General features: G+C 65.6%; 13 protein-coding genes. 1 reads left to right on the top strand and 12 read right to left on the bottom strand.

Features of this window, described 5'->3' with window-relative positions:
* Window positions 1–71 precede the first annotated feature (71 nt).
* From NJ4_RS04365 to NJ4_RS04310, 12 genes are all read right to left on the bottom strand, one after another.
* Window positions 72–3,128: a LysM peptidoglycan-binding domain-containing protein gene (locus NJ4_RS04365; protein WP_067430757.1), complete on the bottom strand. Its 3,057-nt coding sequence runs from the start codon at window positions 3,126–3,128 to the stop codon at window positions 72–74.
* Entirely contained in the window at window positions 3,125–3,553 is a 429-nt protein-coding gene (locus NJ4_RS04360; protein ID WP_067431164.1) for a pilus assembly protein TadG-related protein, read from the bottom strand. The genes NJ4_RS04365 and NJ4_RS04360 overlap by 4 nt, the downstream gene beginning before the upstream one ends.
* Complete coding sequence (locus NJ4_RS04355) at window positions 3,550–3,981, bottom strand: TadE family protein (RefSeq protein WP_067430755.1); 432 nt, start codon at window positions 3,979–3,981, stop codon at window positions 3,550–3,552. Before NJ4_RS04355 ends, NJ4_RS04360 begins: the two co-directional genes overlap by 4 nt.
* The gene (locus NJ4_RS04350) at window positions 3,978–4,385 is read right to left on the bottom strand and encodes a TadE family protein (protein ID WP_082748163.1); all 408 of its coding nucleotides are present in this window, start codon (window positions 4,383–4,385) and stop codon (window positions 3,978–3,980) included. The genes NJ4_RS04355 and NJ4_RS04350 overlap by 4 nt, the downstream gene beginning before the upstream one ends.
* Complete coding sequence (locus NJ4_RS04345; RefSeq protein ID WP_067430753.1) at window positions 4,354–4,539, bottom strand: hypothetical protein; 186 nt, start codon at window positions 4,537–4,539, stop codon at window positions 4,354–4,356. Before NJ4_RS04345 ends, NJ4_RS04350 begins: the two co-directional genes overlap by 32 nt.
* Window positions 4,540–4,562: 23 nt before the next feature.
* The gene (locus NJ4_RS04340) at window positions 4,563–5,468 is read right to left on the bottom strand and encodes a type II secretion system F family protein (RefSeq protein WP_157550710.1); all 906 of its coding nucleotides are present in this window, start codon (window positions 5,466–5,468) and stop codon (window positions 4,563–4,565) included.
* A complete protein-coding gene (locus tag NJ4_RS04335; RefSeq protein WP_217996753.1) occupies window positions 5,465–6,196 on the bottom strand; it encodes a type II secretion system F family protein in 732 nt (243 codons plus the stop codon). The genes NJ4_RS04340 and NJ4_RS04335 overlap by 4 nt, the downstream gene beginning before the upstream one ends.
* A gap of 119 nt (window positions 6,197–6,315) precedes the next feature.
* The gene (locus tag NJ4_RS04330; protein WP_245644446.1) at window positions 6,316–7,791 is read right to left on the bottom strand and encodes a CpaF family protein; all 1,476 of its coding nucleotides are present in this window, start codon (window positions 7,789–7,791) and stop codon (window positions 6,316–6,318) included.
* The gene (locus NJ4_RS04325) at window positions 7,781–8,557 is read right to left on the bottom strand and encodes a P-loop NTPase family protein (protein WP_067430734.1); all 777 of its coding nucleotides are present in this window, start codon (window positions 8,555–8,557) and stop codon (window positions 7,781–7,783) included. Before NJ4_RS04325 ends, NJ4_RS04330 begins: the two co-directional genes overlap by 11 nt.
* Before the next feature lie 5 nt (window positions 8,558–8,562).
* Entirely contained in the window at window positions 8,563–9,171 is a 609-nt protein-coding gene (locus NJ4_RS26865) for an SAF domain-containing protein (protein ID WP_281178255.1), read from the bottom strand.
* A gap of 93 nt (window positions 9,172–9,264) precedes the next feature.
* Window positions 9,265–10,182 (bottom strand): hypothetical protein, encoded by a 918-nt coding sequence (locus tag NJ4_RS26325; RefSeq protein ID WP_157550707.1) that lies wholly within the window; start codon window positions 10,180–10,182, stop codon window positions 9,265–9,267.
* A 23-nt stretch (window positions 10,183–10,205) separates the two neighbouring features.
* The gene (locus NJ4_RS04310) at window positions 10,206–10,823 is read right to left on the bottom strand and encodes a hypothetical protein (protein WP_157550704.1); all 618 of its coding nucleotides are present in this window, start codon (window positions 10,821–10,823) and stop codon (window positions 10,206–10,208) included.
* A gap of 285 nt (window positions 10,824–11,108) precedes the next feature.
* Between NJ4_RS04310 and mobF the strand changes: the two genes are divergently transcribed.
* On the top strand, window positions 11,109–14,642 hold the full coding sequence (gene mobF / locus NJ4_RS04305; protein ID WP_217996751.1) for a MobF family relaxase: 3,534 nt from the start codon (window positions 11,109–11,111) through the stop codon (window positions 14,640–14,642).
* Window positions 14,643–14,673: the final 31 nt, after the last annotated feature.

The following is a 14,673-nucleotide window of genomic DNA, read 5'->3' as shown; positions in this document are numbered from 1 at the left end:
GCGCAACTAACTAGACTCACCAAGACCGGCCCTGTGAAGTGATTGGCGCGGTTTGAGACGGATCGACGTGATCAATCGGGTGGCGTCGATCGTCGGAGTTGAGCAACTGTGCGTGCCGGAAGGTCGATCGGCCCCAAATGGTCGTCGGTTCGGTTGTGGACCGCGTTGGTGAGGAACTCGCGTGCAGCATCCTCGTGACCTTGGGCGACAAGGACCGCCGCGAGATCAACACGTGCCACTTCGTCGTACGGAGCGGCGATCCGAGCGGTCTCGACAGCGTGGAGAGCTCGGTCGAGATCGCCATCCGCAAGCGCAGCGGTGACGACGTCGTGAGCGACGTCGACGATGGCGCAGGCGAGGATCTCGTCGTCTCGGGAGTCGGAGTCCAGGAGCCAACTCCACCCGCTCTCTCGCAAGTCGGAGAAGGGTGCGCCCCCAACAAGCCGCAGGGCGGTGTCGAAGTCATCGTGACCATCAATGCCGCGACTCTGCCCACGGGCACGTAACCGGCGGAACAGGTCGGCGTCGACGAGGACGTCGTCAACTTGATAGGTCCAGACCCCCGCTTCCCCGGCGGCTCGTGATTGTGCGGCGGCAGGGAGGTGGGGTTGCCCGGTGCGTTCGTTGCGGCCGAGCCACTTGCGGACCATGGTGATGTCAACGCGGACGCGGTCCTTGTTCACCGAGAATGCCTCGGCGATCTGCTTTGTGGTGACGCCCTCGGGGTGGAGCGCAAGGAAAGCGAGCATTTCGACGTAATGGGGCTTGCGGCGCGATACCGCCGCAGGGTCGCCGTGAGCCTGGGCTCGGACCGGGCCAAGGAGATGAAGCCGGGGGAGTCGGCAGTCGTCGTCGAACCACGCCTTCACATCCGCGTCGAGCTCGGGATCCAGTGGTTCGGCAATCGTCATCGTCGGCGCGATGGGATCGGGGTTGGGTTCGTTGACCTCCTCGTCGACAGCCGCTGCTGGCGGCGACACTAGTTCTTCGACAGTTCGAGCCTCGCCAGGGTCCGGGAAGGCATCGGCGCACACCATGGTCAGAGATCCTGAACGGTCTGTCGCAGACCGCCACGCGGGTTCGGATGTGCGATTGGGTGGGGACGGAACGGTCACGGCATCCCGGGTGGCCGACACAAGCTCAGCAGTGGCCGTCGCCTCTGCTTCGGTAAGCCCTGCCGGAGACAGGTTGAGGTCGAGGTCAGGGATCAGGAGTCGGCCGCCGTCGCTCAAGTGGAAGGCGATGTCGTGCGCGCGCTCGTGGCCGCCGACGGTGACGAGAGCGGCACCTACGCGGTCGTGGCGGGCGGCGATCGACTGTGCGAGTTGGTCCGCTCCGACAGCTGAGACTGTGACGACAGCGTGAAAGGTCTCAGGCTCGCGGTCACCTTGCTGGACCAACTCTTCAACCATCTGCGTGAGGAAGGCCGTGTCGTCACTGGTGTGGTGATGAAGGCGCACGGGGTCGAGATCAGCCAGTTCGTCGGCGATGCCGATCGTGTCGATGTCCGCCAGAACTGACCATGGGCTGAGCGTCAGTTCAGCCGTGATTGATCGAGCCAGTGCCTTCGCAGCCGTGTCGTCACCGGCGATCCTCACGCAGCCAAACTCCTCAAGGTTGGTCAGGACAAGGTGCCCCGACGAGGTTTGCCCGACGGCAGCGAGCAACGGGAAGGGCGCAGGGCGGTCGGATTCGGGTAGACGCTGTTCGATGGTGAATGACCATGACGACCCGTGCTCGGTCCAGCCGGGTGGGGCCGGAGCCTCTTCGGCGAGGTGGAGTGTCACGAGGTCGGAAGCCATCTCGACCGTCTGGAGCCGGGGGAGCGGCTGCCCAGTCAGCTCCAGGCCTTCGGCGAAGTGACGAAGCAAGCGATCGAGATCTTCGATTCGCGGCACCGTGGCAGATTCGGCATGGCGCGCGGACTTCTCAACGTCCGCCAACTCCTGCGGCGGCGCTTCAAGGACTTCACCGGGATACCGGTATCGCATCTGCCGACGCCGATGTCCACGCAGGACCAGGAACAGCGAACCCGCCAGCACAGATCCAGCGCCAGCGAGCCCCGGCAGCAACCATCCAGGCGTCTCGGACGCCGTCCCATCCGCAGCGGCATGGGTGTCGTCGGAATTCGGCTGCGGCTCGGCGCTCGCCTCCGGCTGTGTCGGCTCGACGGTGGGTGGCTCGACCACGGGCGGCTCCTCGGGGATGGCCGGCGGCTCTATCTCCTGCCCGGGTGACGCCTCTGGTGCTGTGCCATTGGGGATGTCCAACTCCCAGCCGGGACGGATGAGATCAGGGTCGGTCAACCGTGCGCCGTCCGGCTGAGTTGTGGTGCGGGAGGCGTCGAAGATCTCGCCGTATCGCATTGGGTCACCGAGCTCTTCATCAGCGATGTCCCACAGCGTGTCGCCTTCCTCGACGACGTACCGTGCGTCAGCGTCAGGTGTGGGGTCTACGGGGTCAGTCGTCGGCGCTGGCAGTTGGAGTACGACGCTGGTCGCGAGGAACTTGGGGCCGTTGGGGAACTGGCCGGGGTTGAGGGCGACGATCTCGCTGAACCGTGCGCCGTCGCCGAGGTGCGTTTCGGCGATCTTCCAGAGACTGTCGTGGGGCCGTGTCGTGTACGAGACCGGGGCAGGTTCGACCTGCTCCGCGACAACGGTGCGTGATGTCTCGGCGGACGGCACCGACTGAGCAGCCGGAGCCTGGGCGGGACGCACATCGTGCGGTGTCTGGTCCTGCGCATGGGCCGGCACTGCAGCGAAGGTGATCGCGAGAGGCTGCGCCACCGTGAACAGAAGTGCAGCCGCGGCCACGAGTTGAGCGGCGAGGTGTTGCCCGGTCCCGATGACGGGCAGTCGCGGTGCACGGACCCCACGGACCGTTGCGATCACCTCGCTGATCAAGCAGAACGTCATCACCGCCCACGCCAGCCACGCGACGATCCCGATGAGGATCAGGGCGACCGTTCCGTCGTCGGGGCTGAGCAGCAGCATCCGCAGCTGAGACCAATCGACGTTCCAAGGAGTGGCTCCGATGAAGATCAGCAGCATGGGGGTGCCGATCAGCACGACGAGAATGAGAACGAATGCGGCAAGGCCGCGGATACGTGGATTGATTCGGGTCATCGCTCGAGTCCTCCGGTAGTTCTGATCAGTCGCGCCGAGGCATCACCGGTGACCTTGAGGTTGCCGACGCCGACGAGGGAGAGGAACATCGGCTCGTAGATGTCCGTCACGTTGACGGTCAGGGTGTTGCCGCCGGTGACCGTGACGGTGCCCTCGACGCCGGCCGCAGCGAGGTACTCCTCGGCGGCCTGTCGTGCAGCGGCGGTGTCGAGCGCGACGTAGCGGCCTTCGACGGCCGGTGCGGCTTGGACTTGTTGCCCGCCCGTGCGCGCGGCCTGGGCAGCGACGTCGCGGGCACGCTGTTGGGCGTGGACCTGGCCACCGAGATCGACCGCGAGGCCGACGAGAATCATCATCGCCAGCGTTGCGGTGATCACCCAGATGCTGATCGATCCTCGCTCGTCATGGACGTGTCGCTGTGTCATCCAGATCGCTCCCGCCATGTGTCAAGGGGGCTGGTCATGGTCGCCGAGATCGTGCGGGTGCCTGGCACGCCCGGCACCGACAGGTCTCCGAGGTCGAGAAGGCATGTGACTGTCACTTCAACCCGGGCTGGGGTGCCGACGTTGCGGCTGAACTGTTGGGTGTCGACGTCGACATCGATGCGGAGGCAGTTGATTCCTTGGTTGTTCAAGCTGATGGACGCTGCCTTCTGTGCTGCTGACTTGGCTTCGGAGTCGGTGCGCAGGATCGAGGCGGACCGGGCCGCATCAGAAGCCGCAGACTCGACCGATTGCTGGGTGATGGCGGTGCGTCCGCCGAAGATGATGAGGCCCACGAACAGGCCGAACGCAGGCACGGCGATGGCTGCCTCGATCGAGGCAGAGCCACGGTCTCCTCGTTGGATGTTCATGGTGTCGTGAGCCGTTCAATGGGGACGGTGGCGCTTTGGCGGATGGTGAGATTCCAGCCGGGGATGACGCTGAGGCTGCGCGCCTCAATCACGACGGTTGCCGTCGTAGCCGTACGGTCAGCTGCCGCGGTGGGTCCTTGCAGTACGTCGTCACCAACGTCGGCAATGAAGTCTTCAGCCGCGGTGACGCCACGTGACTCGCTTCCGTTCTCGGCCCCAGCGGCCCGTGCGCCCTCCTGCGCAGCAGCGATCGCCACGGTCCGGGCGTGGTAGTAGAGCGCGGCCTGCATTCCGACGAAGAGCACCGCGAAGAGGGCGGGCAACAAGATCACCAGCTCGATGGAGACCGAGCCTCGTTGATCCCGTTGCCGGTCAGTTGATCTTTCCGGCTTGAATCTCGACATAGGTCTTCACCGCCGCAACCACGATGCCGACGATGGCGATCACCGCCACCGCCCACAGCACGTGCTCGGTGGTCACCGATCCGCGCTCGTCACGTCGGGGTGGGTCGTTCCACGAGAACGCCCACACCATCACCATCGCGACCAGTTGCCTCATCGTCTTCTTCCTTCCTTCTCTGTTCAGGTGCCGCTGAACATCCGCAGCAGTGAAGGCGCGACCAGCAGCGCCATGAAGATGACCCCGAGTAGGGAGCCTGGAATGGTCATGCGTTCGCCGACGGCGTTGGCTTGTGCGACCTCGGTGTTGAGCATCGCGGTCCGCATGGCCGCTGATCGCGCACGCAGGTTGGTGTAGACCGCAGCGCCCTCTTCACCGGAGAGGCGCATGATGTCGGCGAAGTCGTCGAGCTCGGGGAGGCCGAGTTCCTCAGCGAGCGCGTGCAACGCATCCCAGGGCGGTAGGCCGGACCACCTGGACCGGCCGAGTTCCTCGCTGAGCCGCTGGAACACCCAGGAGTCTCCGACGTCGGCTGCTGCTTCCATCGCTTGGCGTACGCCGGAGCCATTGTTGCGCTCCAACGCGACGAGGTCGATGTAGGCACCCAGTGCACGGGCGAACTCCACTCGCGCCGTCTTCGCGTCATCGATCGCGTTGTAGTTGGGCAGGAAGAACATGACGATGGCCAAGACCACAGAGGCGAAGGCCGGGACGATCAATGGGAACCCGATGCCCAGCACCTCGAAGAACACCGCGAGCAGTGACGGAGCAACCAGCCCCAGGGCAGCGAAGGTGAGTTTGTCGCCATAGAACTTGGCGAGTGAGATCCGCAGGAGCGCCAGTTCGCGCACCGGGGTACGCACCCACATCCCGGGTGGCAGAACCCTGATTGCCCAGACCCCGATGCGTTCCTTGCCGCTCGCAGCCGCGTCGGGTGCGTCGATTGAGGTCTGATGACGCGATGGGGTCAGCCGGATCAGTGCTTCAGCCAGGTCGACCTGGGCGGGCAGTAGACGGGCCAACAGCAGAACGCCGCCGAGCATGACCAGGGCGCCGGCCGCCATTGCCAACGGCAACCCCGCGATCACGACGTACCCCCAGCAGCGTCGGGCGCAGACAAGAACCGTGCCAGCGGCTTTCCGATGGCCATCCGCTTCATCCAGACCAAGGTGGCGACGTACGCCGTCAGCAGCGTCACGAGAATCACTTGACCCAAGGGGCTGCGGTACGGCTCGACGTACGTGCCGGAGATCGCGAGCACCACCAGCACGCCGACGCTGATGATGGTGACCCACCGTGCGGTCGCCCGGGGCTTGGCCCGGTCGGCCTCGATCTGTCGACGAGCGCGCACGTCAGCAGACACCGACTCCGCGAGACTTTCCAGCACTTGGGCCAGACCTGCGCCACGACGCCGGGCAGCAAGGATCAGATTGGCCGCGACAAGATCCCCGGTCGCATCGTCCAGCTCGTCAGCGAACGCACGTACGGCGTCCTCGGTGTCCCACCGCGAACGAAGCCGCGCGATCAAACGACCCACCTCGGGCCGGATGGCAGCCGGTGTGGAGCGCTGCGTGGCCACCAGCGCCTGCTCCAAACCGATCCCGACGGTGAGGACCCCGGACAACGAGCGCGTCCACTCCTCCATCGCTTCGAGCCGGCCGATGCGCGCCTCAGCACCAGAGTTGGACAACAGGACCGGGACGCCGACAACGGCGACAGGGACCGCGAGCAAGGCGAGCGCCCAACCAGTGACGAGCCAAGCAAGTACGCCGCCGACCACGCCGACCATCAGGAGTCGCTTGCTCCGCTGACTCAATGGTTTCAACCGAGTCGGGCGCGAACGGGGTGGGGGAGCTTGTGAGGGCTTCAGCCCGAGGACTAGGCCGATGGCACCCGCCACGATGAGGGCACCTGCCACCGCCGGCACGAGCGCGGTCACGAGAGCACCTGCTGCTCGTTGAGGAATGCGCCGAGGTCGAACCCGAACGAGGCGAGGGCTCTGTACTCGTCAGGCAAGACATTAGGTCTGGCATCGCCGGCGGCATCAGGCGAGAACAGGTGGGTCGTAGCGTACCCGGTCTCACGCTCACCCGGAGCGACCGCGATGACCTCGCAGACCGACCGATGGCGACGGAACCCGCCTGGAATGCGCTCGGTCGTCAGGTCGAGTTGGACGACGAGATCGATGGTGGAGGCCAGCTTGCTGGCCGCCAGATCATGGGTGACGTGGGCTCCGGCTTCCATCGCGCAGGTCACCAGTTTGCGGATCGCAGCGACGGCATCGGAAGCGTGTGTTGTCGAGATGGATCCGGTGCCCGACTCCATTGCCTTGATCATCGCCCAGATCTCCCGGCCGCGGACCTCGCCGACGATCTGACGCGACAAGTTGAACCGGAAGGAGTCGACGAGGGCCTCGTCGAGAGTGAACTCGCCCGCCAGCCGGCCATCAGGTCCACGTTCACCAGATCCGGGCCGGGCCTCCCACGGATGCACGATCTTGTGACGCCCCAACTGGTCGAGATGAAGCTCGTATTCGGTCTCGAACGTGCCGATGGCCTCGTGCTCATCGATCTCGCAGCACAAAGCGCGGACCAGAGTCGTCTTGCCGGCACCCTGACACCCGGCGACCACGATGCTCTTACGTGCCCGGACGGCGGCACGGAGGAACGAAGCAAGGAGCGCCGAGAGCATTCCGCGTTCGACGAGATCGTCGAGCGTGACGTGCATGAGCCGGTGACGACGGATCACGACTGATGGTCTCGGGGTCACCCACGCGGCGGCGGCCAGCCTGGAACCTCCATCGAGTCGCAGGTGGAGCCTGGGTTGTGCTTCGGAGAAGCCGCGGGCGTTGACCTCGCTGCGCGAGGCGAGGAAGACCAGGAAATCGATGAGTTCGGTGTCAGAGTCGGCGACGGGAGGGCCGTCGATGAGGGAACCATCGGTCAGCTCGAGGTGCACGTTGTCGTGTCCGGCGATGATGATGTTCTCGACGCGGTCGTCATCGACCAGTGGTTGGAGTCGCCCCAGGCGGAACAGCGAATCGAACACGGCCTGCGCCAGCGCCGTCTGCTCAACACCAGACCACGCCCCGTCTCCGGCGTCGACTCGTTCGGCCATCGCTGACTCGATGAGATCCAGCACGATCGCCCGGCCCAACTCTGCCTGGGCGGGCTTGTCGAGACGGGTGGTCGCGGCGGCCATCGCCTGGCTCAGTTGTTTCGAGGCGAGGGATCGAAGCGAGGCAACCAACGTCCAGTCGACGTCCGGGCGGGTGCTCCCCAAGATTGTGAGCGGCTCAGCTGGGATCGACGAGACGGCTGCCGTGCCGTTGGGCAACGGCTGACCGAAGAGCGGAAGGTCGATCAGATGCGGGTCGGCATTCGTCGGTCGCACGAGATGGTCACTGGACACCGGAATACACCTCCGTGGAGAGCTCGGCGCGCTGCGCGGACACCGTGGCGTGGATGGCCGATATCGCGGCTTGAAGACTGCGGACCAACGGGCTTCGATCGAAACCAGCAGGGATCGACGTACCCCGGTGCAGGACCTCCGCGGACTCGGGGTCGTCAGCCATTACGCCGAGGACCGGGAGTCTGAGTACGCCGCCCACTTCCTTCGCCGAATAGGGCTGACCCTCGCCGACGAGAAGCGTGGTCGGATGAGACCACGCCGGCGTTCCTCGCTGGGCGGTGTCCGCCCACGACCTTGCAGCCGAGATTGCCGGCAAGTGCGTGCGACACAGAAGTAGGGCGAGATCTGCCTCGGCGAGGATGGGCTCGGGCCAACCAGTGAGCCCGAGGCGGCCGCAGTCCACGAGAACGTCCTGGCCGGTCGACTCGAGTTCACGCAACGCATCGGCCAGGGGTAACCAGAGCCCGGCGAGTGCTGCAGCTTGGGTGTGCGCGCGGGTTCCTGCGATGAAGCCGGCGGTGGAGGAACCGATGGGTTGAGTGGTTCGCGGCAACAAGTCCGCTACCTCGCTTGACGATAGGGCGAGTTCGACCAGGCCCTGGTCGTAGGCGCGAATCCCTCGGAAGTAGCCGGCGAGGATGCCGGAGCCACCTGTCGGATCAGCCTCGACCAAGAGAACTGGTCTGGGCCACAGCAGCGCTAACCCGAGTGAGGTTGTCGTGACGCCGGGAGAACCCGAGGCTGAGCAGAGTGCGATGACAGCCATGCGGCTCAGCGCTCCCTGGAGTCGAGGACGATCGCCACGTTGCCGGTGGCGACTCGGGACGCGAGCTGCGCCGCCTCAGCGTGGGGGACCAGCAGGTCCACGATCAGCTCGCCAGTAGTATCGGAGAGTCGTACGCCGACCACCTCAGCTTCGCTGAATGGGGGAGCCCCCGCAGGCGCATCGCTTCCCTCGGCCGGGGTGACGACAACACGGACACGGTCCCCGGCGCGAAGATCCATGCCGGGAGCCTGTGCCGGGGTGAGAGCGACACCAACGACCGACATGTCGCTGCTCGGCAGGACCGCCTCGGCGTAGGTGCTCGGCGTCAGGAGTGAACCGGCCGCGATATCGACGGCGGCACGTTGCCCCACCACGGTTTCGAGGGAACTCGCGCCAACAGGCTTCAAGGCGGGGTCGGAGTTGAGGCGGACCCGGACCAGATCGTCGGCCTCAATGACGGCGCCTCGCTCGATGTCAGCGCGTGCAGCGAGTACCTCTTGGGTGTTGGTGGTCGTGGTCCAGGCCCAACCGCCGATGAGCGCTCCGAGGCAGATGGCGATGACGGCGCCGGCTATCAATGCCGGGCGGCGTCGAAGTTTCGGTGGCGGCGCCATCGGTGGCGCGGTCGGGGCTGAATCGTGAGCGGGCTCTCGCCCGGTTCGTGTCGTCGTGCTGCTCATCGTTGATTCGCCTCTCGTTCGTGCCCGCTAATCCACGAGCACCTGTGCCTCGCCGACGGTGATCTCGACCGAGCGCTGCAGCCCGTCGAGGCGGATGGTTCCGGTCTGACCGGCGCCTGCCCACGTGATCACCCACGCGGAAGTAGCCGTCACCGTGTACATGCCACCGGGCTCGCCAGCGCTCGATGTCTCGTAGACGTGCCCACAGTCCGGAGACGGCTGCTTGCCGTGCTTCGCCTGGTACGGCGTCCCCGCGGAGTCGCACACCACCGTGGTTCCGTCACCCATCTGCCACGTCACTTTCCGGACTGTCGCTGTCGCGGTGATGGTGATGCCGCCCGCGCTCGCTGTCGCGGTGATCGGGCCATAGGTGTGGTCATCGGGACTCTGCGCCCACATCCACACCGGCATGCCAACGAGACCGATGCGGCCCGCTGCCGGGGATGGTGTGATGCCGATGTTGATCGCACGCAGCGCCATGTCGTCGATCGCAATCTGCGCGACGTCGCGCGGGCTGGGACCTGCTCCGGAGTTCTCCGGCGCGTCCGCGGACCAGATGTGGATCAGCAGGTCAGTCTGCGGCTGGTAGCAGTCGTACACCGCGCCATCGCCCGGCTCGTGACCTTGCCAAGCGGGATCACCAGCCGGAGGCTGCGGCACCAATGCACGGATGTAGCACCGGTAGGAGTTCGACCAATAGCCGTACTCCGACGAACATGGCACCGGACCTGGCGGCGGCCTATTGATGCCCTGCTTCGTCCCGTCCCAGTAGCAACTCGCGCCGGTCCCGGTGTCCTTCGGCCCGTCATCGACTGGATCCGTGTCAGGCACGTCGACAACGACCCACACCAAACAGACTCCGGTCTGGGGGTCGATCTGATCGCAGACGGTGTCCGCAATTGCAGGCGTGGCTACGGCGCAGAGCAGGTAGCCGCCCAGGAGCACTGCTGACGCGAGGAGTCGACAACTCACCCCGCGCACGGTGACTTCTCCAAGTCCTTGCCCCCGGCAACCCGCCAGCCGCTGTCGGGATCTGAAGTCCAGGAGTAGTTCGCGACGATGAGACGTGTCCATCCCCGGTCAGCGCGTTCGGGCGTCACGACCGATTGGCCCGTGGGGTCGAGCACGTCGACGTCGCTGACGTCCCAACAGACATCGATGGTCACCGTCGGAACGTGCCCAGCCTTGGGATCGGAGTTGTCGAGGGTGACCGACTGGACGTTGGCTTCGACGACTTCGGTATTCCCGGTCTGTCGATTTCCGGCACTCCTTTGGCTGTCCAGGAGGTGCTTCTGAGCTGACAGTTGTGTGCTGATCGCGACGGCGTCGAGGTCGGTCGCGGGGGAATCGGCATCTTGCCGAACCTTGTCGACCGTCGCGTAGTACGCGGTCACCGCCTCGACCGCGGATGCAGACGCTTCATCCTTGGGCGACGTCGCAGACGGGCTTGGTGAGGTGACCGTTTCGCTGACGCTTGGTGCCGGCGTCGGCGTTGAGTCCGGGTCGGCATCTGAGCCGCAAGCAGTCATCACGGCGAGCAGTAGAACTGCCGTCGCTACCGAAAATGCTCCTTGCGATTTGGTCATGCCCGAGTCCGTCCGCCGCCACCGGACCTCTCCGGTGTGAGCAACAGACGGTGCCCCGATGGCGGATCCACCGAGTTCACCGCCTACAACTATTGAGCCATTGAAATTTGATCTACGCAACATTGATGGTTCCTCTCGCACCTCACCAGACAAGGTGCATCGCAGTTTCCCGCACCTGAGCCGCCCGCTCGTCCCGTCGATTGCACCCTCACCCTCAATCCGGTCACACCTCTGGCACAGCGAGGGGAACAGCCGGTGCACCTTGCGTTCGAGGAGGTGAACCGCGTGACGGTCTCGATGCGGAAGATGACCCCTGGCCACGGCTGCAACTACCTGCTCAAGAGCGTCGTAGTCGGCGATGGCAACCGCTCGCTGAGAACTCCGATGACCAGGTACTACACCGAGGCTGGAACGCCGCCAGGCGTGTGGTTGGGCTCCGGCGTGACCGAGTTCGGCAACGGCCAACTCGCGTCAGGGGCTGAGGTGACGCCCGCGCAGCTGGAGCTCCTTCTCGTCCACGGGCGTGACCCGGTGACGGGGGAGCAGCTTGGTAGGGCGTACCCGACGTATCCCTCAATTCAGGAGCGGATCGACAAGCGCATCGCGTCCCTCGACAACGCACTGACCGACGACGCCCGTCAAGCTGAGGTCGCCCGCATCAATCACGAAGAGGAAGCCCGCGGGCCGAAGACCGCGGTGTCCGGATTCGACCTCACATTCAGCGTCCCCAAGTCAGTGTCCGTGCTGTGGGGCCTCGCCGACGCAGACACCCAGAAACGACTCGTCGAAGCCCACCACGAGGCGGTCGCCGAGGTGCTCGCATTCTTCGAACGCGAGGTCGCAGTCACCCGTGCAGGAGCCAACGCTCGCAACGGAGCGGTCGCCCAGCACGAGGTTGCGGGGGTCGCGGCCACCGCCTATGACCACTGGGATTCCCGCTGTGGCGACCCGCAGCTTCACACCCACGTCGTGGTGTCCAACAAGGTCCGCACCATCTACGACCAGAAATGGCGCAGCCTCGACAGCGTCCCGATCCACCGCAGCGTCGTCGCGATCTCGGAGCATTACAACGCGGTCCTCGCCGACATCCTGACCCAACGATTCGGAGTGCAGTGGAACAGACGCGACCGTGGCACGGACCGTACCGAAGCTATGGAGATCACCGGAGTCAGCGAGGAACTGATCAAGGAGTTCTCCAGCCGCTCCCGCGAGATCGACATCGAAACCGACCGCCTTATCGAGGGGTACGCCGCACAATACGGTCGCAGACCGTCGCCGAAGACGATCGTGGAGTTACGAGCTGAAGCCACGATCGCTACCCGCCCGGAGAAGGAACTGCACTCGCTCGCGGAACTAACCGACGGCTGGCGCCAACGCGCCGAAGACCTCCTTGGGCCAGGGGCGACTGAGTGGGCCCGAGGCATCACCACAGGCTCCACATCTGCGTTGAGTGCTGAGGATGTGCCACTCCACTTGGTCACGAGAATCGGCAGGGATGTCGTCGAAGTCGTGGGGGAGAAGCGCTCAACCTGGCGCCACTGGAACCTGTGGGCCGAAGCATCCAGGCAGACGATGGAGTGGCGCTTCACGACCACTCAGGATCGTGAAGCTGTCGTGGGGATGATCGTCGACGCAGCAACCCAAGCCTCACTGCGCCTGACACCTCCGGAGTTGGTGATCAGCCCTGAGGCGTTCCGCCGCGAGGACGGTTCGAGCCGATTCCGGCCGCAGTATTCCACCGTGTTCAGTTCAGCCAGCTTGCTTGCTGCCGAAGACCGGCTGCTCGTACGGGCAACCACCTTGACCGCACCCGTCGTAAAGCGGTCGGTGATCGAGGGCGCCAGCAGCCACGCCGTGCTCGGTCATCAACTCGCCGAAGGACAAGCCCAAGCCCTCGCCAAGATCGCAGATTCCGGCCGGAAGATTGACCTACTCGTTGGACCAGCCGGCGCCGGCAAAACCACCGCCATGCGCGCCCTGCACGCAGCCTGGACGACCGCCCATGGTCCCGGCTCAGTGGTTGGTCTCGCGCCATCGGCCGCTGCAGCCCAGGTGTTGGCCGATGACCTCGGCGTCGCCTGTGACAACACCGCGAAGTGGCTTCACGAACACGACCACGACCGCGCCCAGTTCAAGTCGGGGCAGCTCGTGATCATCGACGAGGCAACTCTCGCTGGCACCCACACCCTGGACAAGATCACCGGCCTCGCCGCCGCGGCGGACGCGAAGGTCCTGCTGGTGGGGGACTGGGCACAACTGCAATCTGTTGATGCCGGTGGAGCGTTCTCGATGCTGGCCGAGGCACGCGACGACACCCCTGAATTGGTCGAGATCCTGCGTTTCGACCACGACTGGGAGGCGGCCGCCACCGCTGCTCTGCGTGAAGGCGACTCCGACGTCATCGGCACCTATATCCGTAACGACCGAGTCCGCGACGGCAACACCGACGCTATGACCGACGCCGCGTACGACGCCTGGCGCCACGACACCCAGGCCGGGCTGTCGAGCGTTCTGGTCACCGAAGCCCAAGCCACCGTCAGCAAACTCAACCAGCGAGCCCGCGCTGAGCGCATCCTCTCCGGCGAAACCGAAGCAGGACGCGAGGTCCAGTTGGTCGACGGCAACCGCGCCTCGGGTGGCGACCTGATCATTACCCGTCGCAACCAGCGCCAACTCCGTTCCTTGCGAGGCGGGTGGGTCCGCAATGGCGACCGCTGGCGGATCACCGACGTCCTTCCCGGCGGGTCCGTCCTGGCCACCCGGCTCGACCAGAGGGCTGCTGGTGCCGTGGTCCTGCCCGCGGCGTACGTCCGCGAGAACGTCGATCTCGGTTACGCGATCACCGCTCATCGCGCTCAGGGGATGACCGTCGACACCGGCCACGTCGTCGCCTCCGGTGCCACCAACCGCGAGAATCTGTACGTGTCGATGACCCGCGGACGCCGCTCGAACACCGTCTACGTCGCGCTCGACGGCCCCGACGACACCCACACTCCGCCGCAGGAGGACGAGGTCACCGCACGGACCGTCCTGTACGGCATCCTCAAGCGCTCCGGAGCCGAGTTGTCCGGCCACCAGACGATCAAGGCCGAGCAGGGCCAGTGGTTCTCCATCAGCCAACTTGCAGCCGAGTACGAGACCATTGCCGCCGACGCCCAGAGCGACCGCTGGACGAAGTTGGTCTACGAGATCGGAATCGACGACGCCGACGTTGAACGACTCCTGGCCTCCGACTCCTTCGCGCCACTGACCGCAGAGTTCCGCCGCGCCGAGGCCAACGGCTACAACCTCAACACGGTCCTGACGCGGGTAGTCGCCAACCGCGGACTTGCCGATGCTCACGACATCGGTGCCGTGCTGACCAGCCGACTCCACCACGCCGCCGCGCGACCCAAGCGAACCGGTCGGCGGCGGGCCGAGCCGGACCTGATCGTCGGCCTGATCCCAACCGCAACGGGGCCGATGAGCCCCGAGCAGCGCCGGGCGCTCGGCGAGCGGCGCGAGTTGATGGAAGCTCGCGCCGTCGCCCTGGTCCATCGCGCCATCAACGAACGTGAGCCGTGGGTTACCGCAGTTAGTCGTCCGCCTCCGGACTCAGCTGGCTCGCCCGCCTGGCGCGACGCCATCCGAATCGTCGCCGCCTACCGCGACCGCTACGACATCACAGGAGCCCATCCGCTCGGGACGGTCCCTGAGAGCATCACCCAGCGCGCTGACCGAGATCGCGCTGCGGCCGCACTACGACGGGCGCAGGAGGTGGCGAGCGACTCGGCAGAGCGCCGTGTGACTCAGGTCCAGTCGACCGCGATCGTTCGCTGACGAGTTTCCACAGGTGCTTGCCATCCGTGGT

The organism is Nocardioides jensenii JCM 1364 = NBRC 14755 (assembly GCF_001552535.1).
Classification (GTDB): Bacteria; Actinomycetota; Actinomycetes; order Propionibacteriales; family Nocardioidaceae; genus Nocardioides; species Nocardioides jensenii.
Note: the sequence above shows the minus strand (reverse complement) of the source record. Positions and strands in the feature narration are given on the sequence as shown.